The 19,655-nt window shown below is 43.6% G+C and carries 17 protein-coding genes and 1 pseudogene; 4 read left to right on the top strand and 14 right to left on the bottom strand.

Translation table 11 applies throughout. The features are described from left to right. Positions 1 to 95: 95 nt before the first annotated feature. The 13 genes from F9817_RS03055 to yceD all read right to left on the bottom strand — a co-directional run bounded on the left by F9817_RS03055 (position 96) and on the right by yceD (position 10,765). The gene (locus tag F9817_RS03055) at positions 96 to 863 is read right to left on the bottom strand and encodes a TatD family hydrolase (protein WP_161153488.1); all 768 of its coding nucleotides are present in this window, start codon (positions 861 to 863) and stop codon (positions 96 to 98) included. Next, a complete protein-coding gene (gene holB / locus F9817_RS03050; protein ID WP_161153487.1) occupies positions 854 to 1,819 on the bottom strand; it encodes a DNA polymerase III subunit delta' in 966 nt (321 codons plus the stop codon). The genes F9817_RS03055 and holB overlap by 10 nt, the downstream gene beginning before the upstream one ends. Before the next feature lie 10 nt (positions 1,820 to 1,829). Continuing rightward, positions 1,830 to 2,456, bottom strand: a complete 627-nt coding sequence (gene tmk / locus F9817_RS03045; protein WP_161153486.1) for a dTMP kinase — start codon at positions 2,454 to 2,456, stop codon at positions 1,830 to 1,832. Next, entirely contained in the window at positions 2,453 to 3,469 is a 1,017-nt protein-coding gene (gene mltG, locus F9817_RS03040; RefSeq protein ID WP_161153485.1) for an endolytic transglycosylase MltG, read from the bottom strand. The genes tmk and mltG overlap by 4 nt, the downstream gene beginning before the upstream one ends. Then, complete coding sequence (gene pabC, locus F9817_RS03035; protein ID WP_161153484.1) at positions 3,463 to 4,269, bottom strand: aminodeoxychorismate lyase; 807 nt, start codon at positions 4,267 to 4,269, stop codon at positions 3,463 to 3,465. The genes mltG and pabC overlap by 7 nt, the downstream gene beginning before the upstream one ends. A 213-nt stretch (positions 4,270 to 4,482) precedes the next feature. After that, a complete protein-coding gene (fabF, locus tag F9817_RS03030; RefSeq protein WP_161153483.1) occupies positions 4,483 to 5,730 on the bottom strand; it encodes a beta-ketoacyl-ACP synthase II in 1,248 nt (415 codons plus the stop codon). 91 nt (positions 5,731 to 5,821) lie between these two features. Then, positions 5,822 to 6,055 carry an acyl carrier protein gene (gene acpP, locus F9817_RS03025; RefSeq protein ID WP_014204679.1) on the bottom strand — a complete coding sequence of 78 codons (234 nt, stop codon included), beginning with the start codon at positions 6,053 to 6,055 and terminating at the stop codon, positions 5,822 to 5,824. A gap of 232 nt (positions 6,056 to 6,287) precedes the next feature. After that, positions 6,288 to 7,022 carry a 3-oxoacyl-ACP reductase FabG gene (gene fabG / locus F9817_RS03020; protein WP_161153531.1) on the bottom strand — a complete coding sequence of 245 codons (735 nt, stop codon included), beginning with the start codon at positions 7,020 to 7,022 and terminating at the stop codon, positions 6,288 to 6,290. A gap of 28 nt (positions 7,023 to 7,050) precedes the next feature. After that, positions 7,051 to 7,974: an ACP S-malonyltransferase gene (gene fabD, locus F9817_RS03015; protein ID WP_161153482.1), complete on the bottom strand. Its 924-nt coding sequence runs from the start codon at positions 7,972 to 7,974 to the stop codon at positions 7,051 to 7,053. 68 nt (positions 7,975 to 8,042) lie between these two features. After that, complete coding sequence (locus F9817_RS03010; protein ID WP_161153481.1) at positions 8,043 to 8,993, bottom strand: beta-ketoacyl-ACP synthase III; 951 nt, start codon at positions 8,991 to 8,993, stop codon at positions 8,043 to 8,045. Between the two features lie 5 nt (positions 8,994 to 8,998). Continuing rightward, positions 8,999 to 10,024: a phosphate acyltransferase PlsX gene (plsX, locus tag F9817_RS03005; RefSeq protein WP_161153480.1), complete on the bottom strand. Its 1,026-nt coding sequence runs from the start codon at positions 10,022 to 10,024 to the stop codon at positions 8,999 to 9,001. Positions 10,025 to 10,033: 9 nt separating this feature from the next. Beyond that, a complete protein-coding gene (rpmF, locus tag F9817_RS03000) occupies positions 10,034 to 10,204 on the bottom strand; it encodes a 50S ribosomal protein L32 (protein WP_021019534.1) in 171 nt (56 codons plus the stop codon). Positions 10,205 to 10,240: 36 nt separating this feature from the next. Continuing rightward, the gene (gene yceD, locus F9817_RS02995) at positions 10,241 to 10,765 is read right to left on the bottom strand and encodes a 23S rRNA accumulation protein YceD (RefSeq protein WP_161153479.1); all 525 of its coding nucleotides are present in this window, start codon (positions 10,763 to 10,765) and stop codon (positions 10,241 to 10,243) included. Between the two features lie 147 nt (positions 10,766 to 10,912). Between yceD and F9817_RS02990 the strand changes: the two genes are divergently transcribed. Further along, positions 10,913 to 11,494 (top strand): Maf family protein, encoded by a 582-nt coding sequence (locus tag F9817_RS02990; RefSeq protein ID WP_161153478.1) that lies wholly within the window; start codon positions 10,913 to 10,915, stop codon positions 11,492 to 11,494. Between the two features lie 90 nt (positions 11,495 to 11,584). Here F9817_RS02990 and rluC read toward each other — a convergent pair whose 3' ends face one another. Next, positions 11,585 to 12,538: a 23S rRNA pseudouridine(955/2504/2580) synthase RluC gene (rluC, locus tag F9817_RS02985; RefSeq protein WP_161153477.1), complete on the bottom strand. Its 954-nt coding sequence runs from the start codon at positions 12,536 to 12,538 to the stop codon at positions 11,585 to 11,587. 364 nt (positions 12,539 to 12,902) lie between these two features. Between rluC and F9817_RS02980 the strand changes: the two are divergent. From F9817_RS02980 to F9817_RS02970, 3 genes and pseudogenes are all read left to right on the top strand, one after another. Further along, positions 12,903 to 13,823: pseudogene (locus tag F9817_RS02980) on the top strand (ribonuclease E/G); the annotation flags it as partial. Between the two features lie 732 nt (positions 13,824 to 14,555). Continuing rightward, positions 14,556 to 17,684, top strand: coding sequence for a ribonuclease E (gene rne, locus F9817_RS02975; protein ID WP_161153475.1), 3,129 nt, complete (start codon positions 14,556 to 14,558; stop codon positions 17,682 to 17,684). Positions 17,685 to 17,981: 297 nt separating this feature from the next. Beyond that, positions 17,982 to 19,541 (top strand): SulP family inorganic anion transporter, encoded by a 1,560-nt coding sequence (locus tag F9817_RS02970; RefSeq protein ID WP_161153474.1) that lies wholly within the window; start codon positions 17,982 to 17,984, stop codon positions 19,539 to 19,541. Positions 19,542 to 19,655 lie beyond the last annotated feature (114 nt).

The raw sequence follows: 19,655 nt of genomic DNA, 5'->3' as shown, positions 1-19,655 counted from the left end.
GAACAGTTTGTTGAATAAACACACACACCACACTATAAAACCAGTTTTATAGCAAAAAAGGGAGCGACGGCTCCCTTTTAACGCAACATAATTTTCTAACGCAAAAAAAGCGTTTTGAAGTTTTTCGTTGTAGTTTCAGCCACTTGTGCAACAGAAATTCCTTTCAATTGCGCAATATAAGCCGCAACCTCAACGACATAAGCCGGTTGATTTTGTTTACCACGATGCGGTACGGGCGCAAGATAAGGAGAATCTGTTTCAATAAGCAAACGCTCAAGTGGCAACTGTTTAACCACTTCTTTTAATTCATCAGCTTGGCGAAATGTCACGATACCAGAAATTGAAATGTAAAACCCAAGTTCCATCGCCGCTTCAGCAAATGCCAAATCTTCGGTAAAACAGTGAATAACACCACCACAGCGCTCTGCCCCACCTGCGCGTAAAATGTCCAATGTATCTTGTCGGGCATTACGGGTATGAATAATTAGTGGCTTATTAAGCTCTACGGCCAATTCAACTTGCTGCTTAAAGCGCAATTTCTGCAAATCGGCTGTTTCAGGTTTGTAATGGTAATCTAATCCTGTTTCACCAATCGCCACTACTCGTGGGTGCTGAGCATAACGACGAAAAATATCGAGCGAAAATTCGCTTTCAACATCGAGAGGATGTACTCCACATGACGCGTGTACATTTTTATGTGGCTCAATCAATTCCAACATTTCAGAGAAGCTATCTAACGTACAGTTGACTGATAGAAACTCATTAACGTTCACTTCTGCCGCTTTATTTAAGACATCGTCAATACCAGTATGTAACTCGTCGTAATCGAGCTTGTCGAGATGACAGTGAGAATCTACAAACATGTTTCCTCGTTAATATTAAATAGCCAGTTAGTAATAAGAAGTTCTGCATTTAAACCACTAAAGACTCGCAATTGCTCCATCATTTCAAGTAGCTTGTGGCTTTGTTGGTACAACACATTGTAGCTCAGTAGTTCAGAGACAGCTTGAGCCCCCGGCAATTGCGCAGGCTGGCTAACGGCAAACTGGACCTTCTGGGCGTCACTGAGTAAATACCATAACCAACTTAAATGTCTGGTGGGTGATTGAGCGATCAATTTTGCACATTCTAAAGCGGCACTCATATCATCAGAAAGAGAACGGATAAAACTTTGCTCTACTGCGTCATATTGCTTGATTCCCCCCTCTTCTATAAATGCCTTAGTAAGCAAAGGGGAGTTATCATGTAAATGTGCCGCAAATGGTGGAATGGCTTGATTAAGTGTCGTGCCGACCCAATCACTCACATTCTGTGCTGCTGGTGTCTGGATAATCAATTTTTGACAACGGCTGACTATTGTTGGTAACAAGTGATTAGCTTGGTGAGTCAATAAAACAAACACGCACTTTTCAGGAGGCTCTTCCAAAGTTTTAAGCAAGGCATTTGCTGCCGACTCATTCATAGCCTCAGCAGGCTCAATCACAATAATGCGATAACCAGAAAGCTGCGAAGACTCCTGCGCCCACCGGTTACACTGTCTTATCTGCTCAACGGTAATCGCCTTCCCTTCTTTTTCAGGGCGGATCACGTGGTAGTCAGGATGGCTGCCTGATTTCATCAACCCACACCCATGGCAAAATCCACATGGCTCACTAGTATAGGTCGTGCACATCAGAGCGCACGCAAACTGCTCCGCTAACTGAAAGGCACCCATCCCCTGCTGACTTAGTATTAATGTCGCATGAGCAAAAGTACCGTCGTCTAACCTCTGCTGCCACTGTTGCCAAGGTTCAGCTAACCAAGGGTATAACGAAGACATACGCCTAACCTTATTCCTTTAACCAGTTTTCTAGTGCTCTACGAATATCAGCTGCGACCTGTTCAATCGATTGTTCAGCGTTGATCGTAACAATAGAATCGTCTTGAGCGGCTAATACATGGTAGCGTGCTCGAGTACGTTCAAAGAAACTGATGTCCATTTTTTCAATTCTATCTAACTCACCACGCCCACGGGCACGCTCTAATCCGACTCGAGGATCAATATCAAGGTACAACGTAAAATCAGGCTTAAAGTCACCTAAAGTCGTACGCTTTAAACTGTCCATCGTCTCGGTACTGATCTGACGACCACCACCTTGATAAGCTTGTGATGAAAGATCATGACGATCGCCGACTACCCACGCCCCTTGCGCTAAAGCTGGCTTAATCACGTTTTCAACCAATTGCACGCGCGCAGCGTACATGAGCAATAGCTCCGTCATATCTTGAAGCGTTTCACCTTCATGCTCTTCTTTTACTAAAGCACGCATTTTTTCGGCCAATACCGTACCACCAGGCTCACGAGTACGAACCAAATTATCAATATTATGCGCTGTTAAGGTCGCAAGGACTGCCTCGATTGCCGTGCTTTTACCGGCCCCTTCAAGACCTTCAATGACTATAAATTTACCGTTCATTTGTGACTTCTAAGATATCTTAAGTAAGCGCGTACTGCGCGATTGTGTTCGTTTAAAGTTTTCGAGAAAACATGTCCGCCATTACCACTAGCGACAAAATAGAGATAATCTGAATCTTCTGGATGCAAAGCGGCATTCACTGCATTTTTACCCACCATGGCGATTGGCGTTGGTGGCAGCCCATAAATAACGTACGTATTGTATGGTGTTTTATGGCGTAAATCCTGGCGACGTATATTACCTTGGTAATGATCTCCCATGCCATAAATGACAGTTGGGTCTGTTTGTAAGCGCATGTGTTTATTCAGGCGATTTACAAATACCGAAGCGATCCTCTCACGTTCACTCTCAATAGCGGTCTCTTTTTCGATGATCGAGGCGAGAATTAATGCTTCGTAAGGTGACTTAAGCGGTAAATCTTTATTTTTTTTCTGCCATTCGCTATCTAAGTAGGCCATAAGCTTTTTATGCGCACGACGTAAAATATCTAAGTCGCTTTCACCTGCGGTAAAGTGATATGTTTCGGCGAGAAATAAACCTTCGAGTTTATCGTGCTCGATATTTAAAGACTTAGCGATATCAGCTTCGCTCTCATCTTTAATCGTATGTTTGAGATATGGGGTATTGTCTAGTATTTGTCGCCACTCCGAAAAACGACTTCCTTCGACGAAAGTAATCGCAAATTGGTGCTCTTTACCAGAGTTAAATACCTGTAAAGCATCAGTCAGAGACATCTTCGGAGTCAACTGATAAGTGCCGGCTTTTATATTGACCAGATCGGGCCGAACCCGTCGCACAAAACGTTCAGAAAAGCTGGTGTGAATCCACTGATGCTTCTGCAAAATGGAGAGCGCACGATTAATATTCGCGCCAGAAGGAATAGTAATGACCTGAGCATCTTGAATCACCAGAGGTTGTTGCAGATACTGCGTCACTTTTGAATTGATAAAGAGATAACCACCCGTCATAACAATAATGAGAGCGATAGCAATAATGGCGAGTTTCTTTAGCACGAATGAAAATTCTCCTGAAGACGTCGTGTTTGATTTCCTATTGAATACTCTTGTTCACCAATCTGGCAAACTGGAACAATTCCCATAATCGCATTCGACACAAACACCTCTTCAGCATGTTTTATATCTTGCAGCGTATAATGCCCAATATGAGCATCAACTTCTAGTTTCGAACAAAGTTCTAACACAGTTTTTCGTGCCGTACCGGCTACTCCTGCCATCGTCAAATCAGGAGTAAATAACTGCCTATTACTGAACCAAAATACGTTTGCCATTGTTGTTTCAACAATATAGTCGCGAAGATCAACACAGATCCCATCGCTAAAGCCGTGCTGTTCCATCTCAGCTTTCAGCAATACTTGCTCGAGCCTATTGTTGTGTTTATGACCTGCGAGTAAAGGATTTAATCCCATTTTTTTTTGGCAGATCCCAAGCTTTATCCCTGACTGTTGCCATTGAATGTAGTGCTCAGGAAATGCAAAGTTACTAATAGTAACATTGGGATGGCTAACTTGAGCAGGACTGTAGCCACGCCCACCGCTACCGCGGCTAACGTGCAATTTTAGGCCGGCTTTAGCATCTGGTAAAATGGCCATTGCTAACCATTGCTCGATGAGAGTCCAGTCAGGTTGAGTCATTCCCAACGCATCGATGCATGAGCGCATCCGCTCTAAATGCAATTCCCAACGTTGGATCTGACCATGACAAGTCAGGATAGTAGTGAAACATCCATCACCATATTGGAAAGAGCGGTCACCTACGGCGACATGTTCGCTCACTTTGCCATTTACCCAAACCATGACTCATCCTTGCTTACAGTCGTTATACCCAATCTATTAATTATCTAATCATTATGAGTAGAATGAAAAGCCTACCATCTTATAACTTGATGCGGGTTAAAATGTTATAGACCAGAAAAACAAACGGCTTAATGCTATGCATCAAGCCGTTCTAACTCAAGTCTCAAATCATCATATAGATAAGGTAGACTTAAACCAATTAATACTATTGGTTTATTGTACGCGTTTGAAAATCAGTGAACCGTTAGTACCACCGAAACCAAATGAGTTACACATTGCGTACTCCATGCCTTCCACTTTACGTGCAGTGTTAGGAACCAAATCAATATCCAAACCTTCTTCTGGGTTGTCCAGGTTAATGGTTGGTGGAACGATTTGATCAACAAGCGACATAATAGTGATGATTGACTCTACAGAGCCTGCAGCACCCAATAAGTGACCAGTCATCGACTTAGTTGAAGAAACAAGAACGCTTTTCGACCCTTCTTCACCTAATGCCAATTTAATACCTTTCACTTCAGCCACATCCCCCGCAGGAGTTGATGTACCGTGAGCATTCACGTAACCGATTTGAGCACCGTCTAAACCTGCATCACGGATAGCCGCAGACATCGCTAGCGCGCCACCAGACCCATCAGCACTAGGTGAAGTCATATGATAAGCATCACCAGACATACCGAAGCCAACAAGTTCAGCGTAAATCTTCGCGCCACGAGCTTTTGCATGTTCATACTCTTCTAGAACCATAATGCCAGCGCCGTCGCCCAGAACAAAACCATCACGGTCTTTATCCCATGGACGAGAAGCTTTTTGTGGCTCATCGTTACGAGTAGAAAGCGCTTTTGCAGCACCAAAGCCAGCCATACCTAGAGGTGTAGATGCTTTTTCAGCACCACCTGCCACCATCGCTTCTGCATCACCGTAAGCAATCATACGTGCAGCATGGCCGATGTTATGTAGGCCAGTTGTACATGCAGTAGAAATCGCGATATTTGGACCGCGCAGACCACGCATAATAGAAAGGTTACCCGCAACCATATTGACAATAGTTGAAGGAACAAAGAATGGGCTTACTTTACGTGGGCCTTTTTCCACTAAAGCGGTATGGCCTTTCTCGATAAGATCCAAACCACCAATACCAGAACCAATTGCCACACCGATACGTGGCGCAAATTCTGGGGTGATTTCTAGACCAGAATCGTCTAAAGCTTGAATACCCGCAGCGATACCGTATTGGATAAATAAATCCATTTTACGAGCATCTTTTTTAGACATGTACTCTTCGCAGTTAAAATCATTAACTAAACCTGCGAAACGAGTTGAAAAATTAGTAGTATCAAAGTGTTCGATATTTTCGATACCACTTTGACCAGCTAGCAGGGCTTTCCAAGAAGATTCTACTGTGTTGCCTACCGGTGACAACATACCCATGCCAGTGACAACGACACGACGCTTGGACACGATCATATTCTCCGGAATTGAAAAATTCTATGAGAGGTATAGATGAGTTATAAAAAACTCAGGCGGCCAGAGGGCCGCCTGGGGAGAGATATTACTGAGCGCTGTTAACGTAGTCGATCGCAGCTTGAACAGTAGTGATTTTCTCTGCTTCTTCATCAGGAATCTCAGTGTCGAATTCCTCTTCTAGAGCCATAACTAGCTCTACAGTGTCTAGAGAATCAGCACCTAGATCTTCAACGAAAGAAGCTTCGTTTTTAACTTCTGCTTCGTCTACACCTAGCTGTTCAACAATGATTTTCTTTACGCGTTCTTCGATGTTGCTCATTTTTTCTTTTCCTTTACAGATTTCGCCTAATGCGATGATTCCGTAGTTTATTAGAACTAGGGAAAGTTGCAAGGGGGACCTTGCTGGTCAAACCACAATTTTGACGATTTTAACCGAAATTCATACCAATATTGAGAGTTATCATGCACAGATTATGTCCAAATAACTTTCAATCTTCTTAAAGAGACGGAATTCTAACACAAGTTTATATCCGACTCAGTAAGAAATGGTATCAAACCATGTACATTCCGCCGTTAACGTGCAATGTTTCGCCAGTAATGTACCCCGCTTCGTTAGATGCTAAAAAAGCAACCGCTGAAGCAATTTCACTAGGATCGCCCAGACGACCCGCAGGAACTTGTGCAAGTGTAGCAGCACGTTGTTCATCGTTTAGCGCTTTAGTCATATCTGTTTCGATAAAACCAGGAGCCACAGTATTCACTGTTACGCCACGAGATGCAACTTCGCGTGCCATTGACTTAGTGAAACCAATCACGCCAGCTTTTGCTGCAGCGTAGTTAGTTTGACCCGCGTTGCCCATAGTACCAACAACCGAACCGATGTTGATAATACGACCGTGGCGTTTTTTCATCATGCCACGTAGCACTGCTTTAGATAGACGGAAGATCGATGTTAGGTTAGTGTCTAGAATGTCTGTCCACTCATCATCTTTCATTCGCATCAATAGGTTATCACGAGTAATACCCGCGTTATTGACAAGAATGTCGACCGCACCGAACTCATCGTTAATGCTTTTTAATACAGCTTCGATAGAAGCAACGTCTGTTACGTTAAGTGCCAGACCTTTACCATTGTCGCCTAGATAAGCACTGATTGCTTCAGCACCATTGTCACTAGTTGCAGTACCAACAACGGTCGCACCGCGAGCAACAAGATGCTCAGCGATCGCACGACCGATACCACGGCTAGCGCCAGTAACTAGGGCAACTTTACCTTCAAGGCTCATGAAATTACTCATGTTTATATCCTACTCTTTACTTAACCGCTTCAAGTGAAGCCACAGTATTCACGGCGGCTGCGTCAAGGGCTTTAACAATACGTTTCGTTAGACCAGTAAGAACTTTACCTGGACCAACTTCGAATAATTTTTCAACGCCTTGCTCATGCATTTTTTGTACGCCTTCAGTCCAACGAACTGGGCTGTAAAGTTGACGAACAAGCGCATCTTTAATTTTTTCTGGTGCAGTTTCAGCCGCTACATCCACATTGTTAATAACAGGGATTTGCGGTGCGTTAAATTCAATCTCTTTTAATGCTTCAGCAAGTTTATCCGCTGCTGGTTTCATTAGAGCACAGTGCGAAGGTACTGAAACAGGAAGAGGAAGAGCACGTTTAGCGCCCGCTTCTTTACACAAAGCACCTGCACGTTCTACTGCTGCTTTTTGACCAGCGATAACGACTTGACCAGGAGAATTAAAGTTAACTGGAGAAACCACTTCACCTTGTGCAGCTTCTTCACATGCTTTCGCGATTTCGTCATCACCTAGACCGATGATAGCGTACATTGCGCCAGTTCCTGCAGGAACCGCAGCTTGCATTAGTTCACCACGTAGAGCAACTAACTTAATCGCTTCTTTAAAGTCGATAACTCCAGCACAAACAAGCGCAGAATATTCACCTAGGCTGTGACCTGCAAAAACTTCAGGCTGTTCTAAACCTTGTTCTTGCCATACACGCCAAATAGCCACTGATGATGCTAATAATGCAGGCTGTGTGCGGAAAGTTTGGTTTAGATCTTCAGCAGGGCCATCTTGCACTATAGCCCATAGATCGTAGCCTAGCGCTTCAGATGCTTCAGCAAATGTTTGTTTTACGACATCATACTGTTCACCAAGATCAGATAGCATTCCAACCGCTTGAGAACCTTGACCTGGAAAGACGATAGCAAACTTGCTCATTGTTTTTTTCCTTTCAATAAGAATGACTATAAGAAGCACAAATTGGCCTCTTATAATCGAATGTCTAACTAGAACTTAACGAGGGCAGAGCCCCAAGTGAAGCCGCCGCCAAATGCTTCAAGAAGCAACGTTTGACCGCGTTGAATTCGTCCGTCACGAACCGCTTCATCGAGAGCAGTCGGGACAGTTGCTGCTGATGTATTACCATGGCGATCTAGTGTCACAACCACTTGATCTAGTGACATTGATAATTTCTTTGCTGTCGCAGAAATGATACGAAGGTTCGCTTGATGCGGAACCAACCAATCCAACTCTGACTTGTCCATATTATTAGCCGCTAGTGTGTTTTTCACTAAACGAGACAATTGAGTCACTGCGACTTTAAATACTTCATTACCGACCATGTGTAGCCATTTATCAGCTTCACCACCACGTTCTGGAGATTCAAGGCTTAATAAATCACCGAATGCACCATCCGCATTAATATGCGTTGAGATGATACCAGGCTCTTCACTTGCACCAAGTACTACTGCACCCGCTGCATCACCAAATAGAATGATAGTAGAACGGTCTGTCGGATCGCAGGTTTTTGACAATGCATCAGCACCGATCACAAGTACGTTTTTACACATACCTGATTTAATATGTTGATCTGCGATAGATAACGCATAAATAAAGCCTGAACACGCTGCAGCAATATCAAATGCTGGACAACCTTTGATACCTAATTGCCCCTGAACCTGACAAGCAGATGATGGGAAGTTATGGCTACCACTAGTCGTACCGACAATGATCATATCGATATCGTTTTTATCGATACCAGCCATTTCTATCGCATTACGCGCAGCAATGGTTGCCATATCTGCCACTGTTTCGTTTTCAGCAGAAATACGGCGCTCACGGATTCCGGTGCGAGTGACAATCCACTCATCACTTGTATCTACCATTTTCTCCAAGTCCGCATTCGTACGAACCTGAGATGGCAGGTAGCTGCCTGTACCTAATATTTTGCTATACATGAAGACTAATAATGCCTCTCGAGTAAAACCGCTTCCAAACGATCGCTTATCCGGCTGGGTACTTGTCGTTTGATTTCGTGTACCGCCTCAGAAATTGCATTAACGCAAGCGGATACATCTGCTCTTCCATGACTTTTTATGACAATGCCGCGCAATCCTAACAAACTTGCACCGTTATACTGGTCGGGGTTCAACGTTTTTAGTTCTGTAAATAAATCCGAAAACAGTTTTCGAGCAATCCAACCCTTTATGGATGAAGCTAAAAATCTATCTTTAAGCTTATCAATAAAGAGTTGTGCTGTGCCTTCGCATGCCTTAAGGCATACATTACCGACAAAGCCATCGCTAACAATAACATCTGCAACATCGAGAAGTAATTGATTACTTTCAATATAACCAATGTAATTCACTGCTTGAGTTTGATTAAGCATCTCTGCACAACGTTTGACAAGATCATTGCCTTTTATTTCCTCAGCGCCAATATTTAATATTGCCACGCGCGGGGGACGGCCTAAATGTTCTTCTGCTAACGCTGCTCCCATTACTGCAAATTGAAACAATGAATCTGCATCACTCGACACATTCGCGCCTAAGTCTAGCATCCACGTTTTTTTACCACTTGCCGTTGGTAACGCTGACACAAGTGCCGGCCTATCAATGCCTGGTAACAATTTTAGTCTAAAACGGGAGAGAGCCATCAAAGCTCCGGTGTTGCCAGCACTTACACAAGCGTCTGCTTTGCCATTCGCAACAAGATCCACGGTAATTCCCATGGATGTCCCAACGCTATGACGAAGTGCTAAAGAAGGTTTCTCTGAGTTAGAAATAACTCGGTCGCTATGCACAATACTCAAACGAGAATTTGGCTTGCAACCTAGTAGAGATAGTTGGTGGGCAATTTGTGACTGGTCGCCTACAAGAGACACTTTCAGCTCCGGGAAATGCGACAGTGCCTGCACGGCGGCAGGCACTGTGACACGGGGACCGAAATCACCGCCCATTGCATCAAGTGCAACGGTTAAATAAAGCAAAGGTCAACCTTACTTGTTGATAACCTTTTTGCCACGGTAGTAACCGTCAGCAGTCACGTTGTGACGTAGGTGAGTTTCACCTGAAGTCGCGTCTACAGATAGAGCAGCTGTAGTTAGCGCATCGTGTGAACGACGCATGCCACGCTTAGAACGTGTTTTACGGTTTTGTTGTACGGCCATTGACCCTACTCCTATGTTAAGTAACGTTTGAAGCGATTATTTCTTCAAACTTTTTAAAACATCGAATGGATTCGGCTTTTCTTCCGCAACTTCTTTCGGAAGTTCACCAAACACCAAGTTGTCTGATTCAACGCTACATTCTGACTCATCGTGCATTGCAACTTGGGGTAAGTTTAAGATGAACTCGTCTTCAACTAACTGTATAAGGTCCACTTCACCGTATTCGTTAAGATCTACCAAATCATACTCTTCCGGTGCGTCTTGTTCACTTTTTTCACTGTAATACGGTGTATAAGTAAACTCGACATCGCATTCATATGCGAAAACCTCGTTACAGCGTTGACACTCTAAATCAACTTCGATGTTAGCTTTACCAGAGATAACAACGAGTCGCTGTTCATCCAACCCAAATGACAATGTTACTTGAGCGTCGCGTTTTACGCCTTCGACTGATTCAGCTAAGCGCTTGAAAAGACTGACTTGGATGATGCCATCGTAATCAAGTCGTTTCTGAGCCGCTTTGCCCGGATCAACCGTTCGCGGTATTTTTACCTTTTGCATAGGGCGCGAATATTATCTTCCTAAACAAGTTTAGTCAAAGAAAAAGGCAAAAAAGTTACTTTTTTTTCCCTTTTCACGTCGATAGTTATGAACAGCAATAGTGAATAAGATATGCTGCTACAAAACCTACGAACATTGTAAATTAAAATGCAGAATTACCAACTTGTTTTAGCCTCTACCTCGGTTTTTCGCCAACAATTGCTTGAAAAACTCGCAATTCCTTTTATCACAGCAAAACCAAACTGTGACGAAACGCCATTCACAAATGAAAGCGCTCAAGAACTTGTAACACGTTTGGCGATCACTAAAGCACAATCTTGTGCCATTAATTCTCCAAGCCTTGTCATTGGCAGTGATCAAGTATGTGTAATTAACGAGCAAATCGTCGGTAAACCTCATACAGAGGAAAAAGCAGTAGAACAGTTATTGAGTCAAAGTGGCCAATGCATCACTTTTTATACCGGGCTGGCGGTTCATAACACACAGACAGGCGAAACAGAATCGACCTGTGAGGCGTTTAATGTTCACTTTCGCAAACTGACCCGTGAAATGGCCGAAAATTATGTTCGTAAAGAACAACCTCTACAATGTGCGGGCAGCTTTAAAAGTGAAGGGTTAGGCATCGCTCTTTTCGAAAAGCTTGAAGGGAAAGATCCCAATAGCCTTATCGGTCTACCTCTCATCACTCTTATCAGCATGTTAGAAAAGCAAGGCTTACGTGCCATCTAATGATGATGAGCGATTAGTAGCTGTCAAAAAAAAGAAGGCTTACGTTAACTAAGCCTTCTTAATCAATAAACCTGCAACTCAAACCTTGGCTCAACGCTCTTTACGTATTTGCTCCAATGCTTTTTCTAATCGTCTTTCTAAAGGCGCATGTATTTCAACACGTTCATTACTACCCGGATGAGTAAATTGAATATTCGCCGCATGGAGAAATAGACGCTGAATACCAAATTGAGCCGTGTAGGCATCAAAACGAGGATCTCCGTAACGGTCATCCCACGCAATAGGATGCCCCATATACTGGGTATGCACGCGAATTTGGTGAGTTCTGCCAGTAATCGGGCTTGCTTGCACCAACGTCGCTTCTTTGAATTTTTCTAGAATCTTGAAACGTGTTTCTGAAGGTTTTCCTTTAGGGTTAACACGTACAATACTGTTCACTTCGTTTTTCAAAAGCGGTGCGTTAACTGATTTACAGTTATTCTTCCACTGCCCCATCACCAATGCAAAGTAATACTTATGCACGGTCTTTTCACGAAACTGAGCTTGAAGGTGACGTAGTGCAGAACGCTTTTTAGCGACCAACAAAATACCTGATGTATCTCGGTCAATACGATGCACTAATTCAAGAAAACGAGCCTGAGGACGCAGCGCCCGCAACGCCTCTATCGCTCCAAATTTTAGCCCACTTCCTCCATGAACCGCAGTACCTGATGGTTTATTCAAGATGAGCATATGATCATCTTCATAAATAATACGGTCTTCAAGTTCAGCCACTTTATTGAGTTTAGTGCTAACTGGAGCAGGCGCATTCACATCTTGTTCTTGTATCGTAACCGGAGGAATACGTACAACGTCACCAGCTGCAATTTTATATTCTGCTTTCACTCGCTTTTTATTAACGCGCACTTCGCCCTTACGCAAGATGCGATACACCATGCTTTTAGGAATACTTTTTAATTGGTTACGTAAGAAATTATCTATACGTTGACCAGCCATGTCTTCGTCAATATCAACGAACTGGACTTGTGTTTTAATTTCACTCATGGCGGCTATTTTAACCTTAATTCAACCAAAAACCTATTTGGGTGTTTATCAAAAAGCGAGCTTTTACGTTTATTCCTGTCTCAAACGGTAAAAATAATAGCAATATTCTTGTTAGCACGGCTGGAACGCTGAAAACAACATCAACACACCATCTATGTCCAATGGCTATTCATACTTTAGTTGGCTCAGTTCGCCATTTTTGGGGACAAGACGCAAAATTTCACACCTAAACTCTAAAGCCAATTGGCGGGGATTATTGTCATTGCTATAGTTCATCGCTTCCTGCAGAAGACCAAAAATCATTCAGTTTGGTATGGCTAATGAGCCGATATCTGACAATAAAAGTTGATAATGAGATTTTTCGATGAAAAGACTATTAATACATACCACTCAAACAAAAGAAATCCATGTCGCTCTAATAGACGATCAGCAACTCATCAAGTTGGACATCGAACGCCCCGGTCATGAATCGAAAAAAGCCAATATCTATAAAGGACGAATCACCCGTATAGAGTCAAGTATAGAAGCTGCTTTTGTTGATTATGGCGCTGAACGACATGGCTTTCTCCCCCTCAAAGAAGTTGCCCGCGAATACTTTCTAGCCGGATATACCTACCAAGGCCGCCCAAGCATTAAAGAAGTACTTAAAGAAGGCCAAGAAGTCATTGTCCAAGTAGAAAAGGAAGAGCGTGGCAGCGAAGGCGCAGCATTAACCACCTTTATCTCACTTGCAGGTAGCTACCTAGTATTAATGCCAAATAACCCTCGTGCTGGCGGAATTTCTCGCCGCATTGAAGGTGATGAACGTATTAAACTAAAAGCAGCACTAAGCACACTGGAACTTCCACTGGGTATGGGTCTTATCGTTCGTAATGCAGGCATAAGAAGAAATGGCGAAGATCTAAAGTGGGACCTTAATGTGATACTCAACCACTGGGCAGACATCAAAAACGCAGCTGATTCAAACAGTGCACCATTTTTAATTCACCAAGAAAGTAACGTATTGAACCGTGCGATTCGCGACTATTTGCATCATGATATTGATGAAATTCTTATCGACAGCGACACCATCTATGAACGTGTGCTAGAGCACGTTAATTCGGTTTACCCTAAATTTACCGATCGCGTAAAATCATACAATGGTGAAGAGTCACTATTCAGCCATTTTGAAATTGCGAACCAGATTGAATTAGAGCTACAACAAAGAAACCATTTACCAGCAGAAGACCCAACAATTGTAGCTCCCGATGAAACATTAACTTCTATCGAGACCAAACCTGCTCAGCCTAGAAATTTGGGGGGATTTCTCAATGTGTTACTCAAAAAACTATCGTTACGGTGACTAGATATACTCGCCCTAGGATGAGTTACTGATTTTTAAATCAGTACTTTGCCTAAGGGCAAATGCATTCTCACTGAAACAACACCTTGAGGTCATTTGGGTATAAAAATGACTGTTTTTTAAAAATCTGCACTGAGAGTGGAGAAAATGACAACAACTCCAATCGCCAAAGCAGAATTATGTACGATAAAACCGCACAAAAAACCCTCTCTTTTTATGTGTATTTTTTGTACTCAATCCCGCTCTGCACCTCATTTTTGGGCCAGAAAGCAAAATTTTGTGTCCTTTCGAATAAAGCAGATTGCTGTGTTACACAGTCACTGCTATAGTTCACACCTGTCCATAGTTAAACGCCTTATAGTTTACTTTGTGTGTTTCAACTGTGCGCAATGTTAATGAGTAGTTGGCCGAAATCAATGTGCAGCATGTGGCGTAAGACACGGTTGGTTAACGTCCTCTTACTGCTCTACTCATCGCCTTTTCATGTTGAGTATCCTCCGCCATACGATGCGGATCACAGGCACCAATGTGTCTGTGGTAACTGATGTGCCCTTAGAGCATCCCTTCCAGCCGGGAGGCTGTACATATAAGCCATGGGATCAGGCACCTTGAAAGCGAATCACAGCAGTAAGAACGAAAATCAAAACGAAAGATAAAGATAACGAGATTTTTTCAATGAAAAGAATGTTAATAAACGCAACTCAAAAAGAAGAGATGCGTGTCGCGTTGGTTGATGGCCAGCGACTTTTCGATTTGGATATCGAAAGTCCCGGTCATGAATCGAAAAAAGCAAATATATATAAAGGACGAATCACCCGTATTGAGCCAAGTCTGGAAGCTGCTTTTGTTGATTACGGTGCAGAACGACATGGTTTCCTTCCCCTCAAAGAAATAGCCCGCGAATACTTTCCAAACGGATATACCTACCAAGGTCGTCCAAGCATTAAAGAAGTGCTTAAAGAAGGCCAAGAAGTCATTGTCCAAGTAGAAAAGGAAGAGCGTGGCAGCAAAGGGGCAGCATTAACTACCTTTATCTCACTAGCAGGTAGCTACCTAGTATTAATGCCAAATAACCCTCGTGCAGGCGGTATCTCTCGCCGTATCGAAGGTGAAGAGCGTACAGCTCTAAAAGCAGCATTATCAACACTAGAAACACCTCAAGGTATGGGCTTAATTGTTCGTACAGCGGGTGTCGGTAAAAGTGCTGAAGAACTGCAGGGCGATTTATCCTACATGCTCAACCTTTGGAGTCGTGTAAAAGAAGCGGCAGAATCCAAACCTGCACCCTTCCTTATTCACCAAGAAAGCAACGTGGTAGTTCGCGCTATTCGTGACTATTTACGTCGTGATATTGGTGAAATCTTAATTGATAGCCAAACGATCTTTGATCGAGTAATGGAACACATCAACGTCGTTCGCCCTGACTTTGTTAGTCGAGTTAAAAAATACGATGGTGACGTGCCACTATTCAGTCATTACCAAATTGAAAGCCAAATCGAATCAGCTTTCCAACGTGAAGTGCGCTTGCCTTCTGGTGGTTCAATCGTTATTGACCCTACAGAAGCTCTAACCTCTATCGATATCAACTCTGCTCGCGCAACCAAAGGTGGCGATATTGAAGAAACCGCACTTAACACCAACCTAGAAGCAGCAGATGAAATTGCCCGTCAACTTCGTCTACGTGATTTAGGTGGTTTGGTTGTTATCGACTTTATCGATATGACGCCAGTACGCCATCAACGCGAAGTAGAAAGTCGTCTACGTGAAGCGGTTCGCATGGATCGTGCTCGCGTTCAAATCGGTCGTATTTCTCGTTTCGGCCTCTTAGAGATGTCTCGCCAGCGCTTGAGCCCTTCTCTAGCTGAAGCAAGTCACCATATTTGTCCGCGCTGTAACGGTACGGGTGTAATTCGTGACAACGAATCTTTGGCTCTGTCTGTCTTACGTCTTATCGAAGAAGAAGCACTAAAAGACAACACAGCACAAGTTCTTGCTGTCGTTCCAGTATCGATTGCCTCTTACTTGTTGAATGAAAAGCGTCGTTCTGTTAACCACATTGAACGCAACCAAGAAGTTAAGATTACTATCGTTCCTACCTCTGATATGGAAACTCCGCATTTTGAAGTGATCCGTATCCGTGAGGGTGAAGAACAAAAACTGCTGTCTTACTTGATTCCTAAGAAACTGGAAAGCATGAAAGAAGCAGAAGGCTTGGAAACAACAGACACTGAACTGAAACCAAAACGCATTGAAGAGCCAATGCTAAAAGGATTCGGAACACCTTCTGAGCCAACTACAGCAACTAAGCCTGCTGAAAAACCGGCAGCACCTAAAGAAACAGCGCCTGCTAAACCAAGCTTGTTTAGTCGCTTTATGAAAGCATTGGCAAGTTTCTTCTCTGCTGAAGAAGCACCTGCTGAAAAGACCGAAGCGAAAAGTGTTGAAAGTGTTGAACCTGAGCAGACACAAAACTCAGAACAAAAGCAGCGCCAGCCTCGTCGCGATCGCAATAACGATCGTCGCCGTAACAATCGTGACAAAAACAAACGTAACAATCGCAACGCTGATGATGTAAACGAGAAGAGCAGCGATAATCGCAATAACAAAGACAATGCGAACGCAGAAAAAGACCGCAATAACAACAGCAATAACAATCGCAAGCAGCGTCAAGATCGTAAGCCTAAGCAAGATCGTCGCAATAATAAACGCGATGACAACAAAGCTCATGAGGATGCAAAAGACAGCAAACTGCAAGAGCAAGGCCGTCAATTAGCGGAACAAGCGAAAGGCGAAGCGGCAAAAGACAATGCTAGCCAAGATAAACAAAACGATACGAAAGCAGCTAAGGTTAAAGAACGTCGTCAACGCCGTAAGCTAACGAAACAAGTGCGTAAGAACAGCCAAGAGCCTGAAGAGGTCATGGATGTTATTACTCCGGTTGAAGATGTTATTACTCCGGTTGAAACAGTGGCTGAAGCATCACCTGCAAGTGTTGTTGAACAACCCGTCCAAGATGCAAGCTCTGAAGTAGAATCTGAGGACAAGCCTAAACAGCGCCGTAATCGTCGCTCTCCTCGTCATCTACGCGCAAGTGGTCAACGCCGTCGTCGCGGTCGCGATCGTCGCCCTAACCCATTCCGCCTACGTAAAGGTGGTGTAGCGTCACCAGAAATGGCGATGGGTAAAGTTATGCCAAGTTATGGCATCACTAAGCCAGAAACTAGACAAAAACCAGCAGAAACACCAGCAATGGAAACTAAACCAGTGGACGTTGCTACACTCGGCGGGTTTGCTTGTCCTGAAATGGCAATGGGTAAAGTGATTGTTCGTCGTGAACCACAGCCAGCAGTAACGGAACAACCTGTACAGACACCTGTCGTGGAAGAAACACAAGTTGCACCAATTGTTGAAGAGTCACCGATTTTAGTCGAGACTGTTGAAGAGTCAGGTCACGTTGAAGCTCCAGCTGTAGATGAAACTGAAGTAGCAGTAGCATCAGCTATTGAAGCGCCAGTGACTGAGCAAGCAAACGTTGTGGAAGAGGCTCAATCTACTGAGGTAGAAATGGGCACAGTTACAGTCGACAGCAATGAGGCACCATCTCAAAGCAGTGGTACTGTAGTTTGGAATCACAAAGGCCATGCATCGTCAGCAATGACTAAAGCAGCAGGCACACATGAAGTGAAAGATATCACTGTTGTGGCTGCACCGTTTAGAAGTGAACGTTACCACTCTATCGGTGCAGGTAGTCAAGCGGCTCGCTCAAAAGCTAGCGCTGAAATGACCAAACCTCAAGGCTACTAATTAACGTAACTTGGTAAAAAGAACTCAGAGGCCACCTTTATGGTGGCCTCTTTTTTAAGCTTTTTAAGGTTACTTAGGTATACTTTGCCACTTTCTTGTACTTACAAGCGTTAATCCACTGCTTGTATATTGAACTCTTGGCAACATTTCTGTAGCATTCCCCGTTCACAATACCAATCGTTACGTAGAACAACTGCTATCCCCCCACAGGGTTGATATCGTCTACACTTAAGTGAATAACCTCATATCCACTTGATTTGGTTACCTAGCACCTTTAAAAATAAGTAAGCAATAGACATGTTTGAATTTCCGAAGTTTTCAACGCACTCGGTGAAAAACGATGTGCTTTCAGGAATCACAGTGGCACTCGCCCTCGTTCCTGAAGCCGTTGCCTTTTCATTTGTTGCTGGTGTCGACCCAATGGTCGGCTTATATGCCGCATTCTTAGTAGGCCTAATGACCTCAATTTTTGGTGGTCGTCCAGGCATGATTTCTGGCGCAACTGGCTCTATGGCTGTGGTAATGGTCGCTTTAGTGGCAGATCACGGTGTTCAATATCTGTTTGTTGCCGTCTTCTTAGCGGGAGTACTTCAAGTTCTCGCAGGCATCTTTAAATTGGGTAAATTCATTCGAATCGTACCAACCCCCGTGATGATTGGCTTCGTTAATGGTCTAGCGATTATCATTTTCCTTGCCCAATTAGCCCAATTCAAAATGCCTAATGCACAGGGTGTCATGGATTGGTTGCCACAAGATAAAATGTGGATCATGCTCGCGCTGGTTGCTTTGACTATGGCGATCATCCACTTTTTACCGAAATTCACTAAAGCGGTGCCATCTTCACTCGCCGCTATTATCGTTGTCACGGTTTTAGTTCAAGTATTCCACCTAGATACTCGAACTGTTGTCGATTTCTTACGCTCTATGGCAGGTAACGATAGTGCAACCTTAGCAGGTGATTTACCGACCTTTGCTCTACCGCAGGTTCCGTATACTTGGGAAACATTGAAGATTGTTCTACCTTACTCGGTCATTCTGGCTGCAGTTGGTTTGATTGAGTCATTACTGACCTTATCGGTCATCGATGAAATGACCAATACTCGCGGTAAGTCTAATCGTGAATGTATTGGCCAAGGCATTGCTAATATCAGTTGTTCAGTGTTTGGGGCTATGGGTGGCTGTGCCATGATCGGTCAATCTATGATCAACACAAACTCAGGTGGTCGTGGTCGCTTATCGGGTATTACCGCTGCTGTTGGCTTACTGATCTTTATCTTGTTCACATCATCTCTTATCGAAATGATTCCATTAGCCGCGCTGGTTGGCGTTATGTTTATGGTGGTTATCGGCACATTTGAATGGGCAACCTTTAAACTTGCACGCCGCGTACCGAAACAAGATTTCTTCCTGATCTTGCTGGTTACAGTGGTGACCGTCTTTACTGATTTAGCAATTGCGGTCGGTGTAGGTATTGTTGCGTGTGCACTGATGTTTGCTTGGCAACATGCCAAACAAATTCACGCAGTGACTAAAACAACTGACACAGGTACTAAAGAATACTTAATCAATGGCCCTATTTTCTTTAGCTCAGCAGCGAACTTTATGGAGTTATTCGATGCACAAAACGATCCTGAAGACATCATTATCGATTTTGCACAGTCACGTGTCGTAGACCACTCAGCGATTGATGCGATAGAAACAGTTGCAGGCCGTTACGCAGCACTGGGTAAAACTGTTCATTTACGTCATCTAAGCCAAGATTGTCATAAGTTGCTTAAAAAGGCGGGCAGCTTGGTTGAAATTGATGTTCAACAAGACCCAACGTATAAAGTCGTGACCAACGTCTTAGCAGACTAATTGACTTATTAAACGCTCTTCATTATGAAGAGCGTTTTTGTTTGTGCATTCATAACATTAGATCTTATTGTTACTTTGCCTGTCCTTGTAAATACTTGGTTACTTGATGCACAA

This window comes from Vibrio eleionomae (genome assembly GCF_009874545.1).
Classification (GTDB): Bacteria; Pseudomonadota; Gammaproteobacteria; order Enterobacterales; family Vibrionaceae; genus Vibrio; species Vibrio nitrifigilis.
Note: the sequence above shows the minus strand (reverse complement) of the source record. Positions and strands in the feature narration are given on the sequence as shown.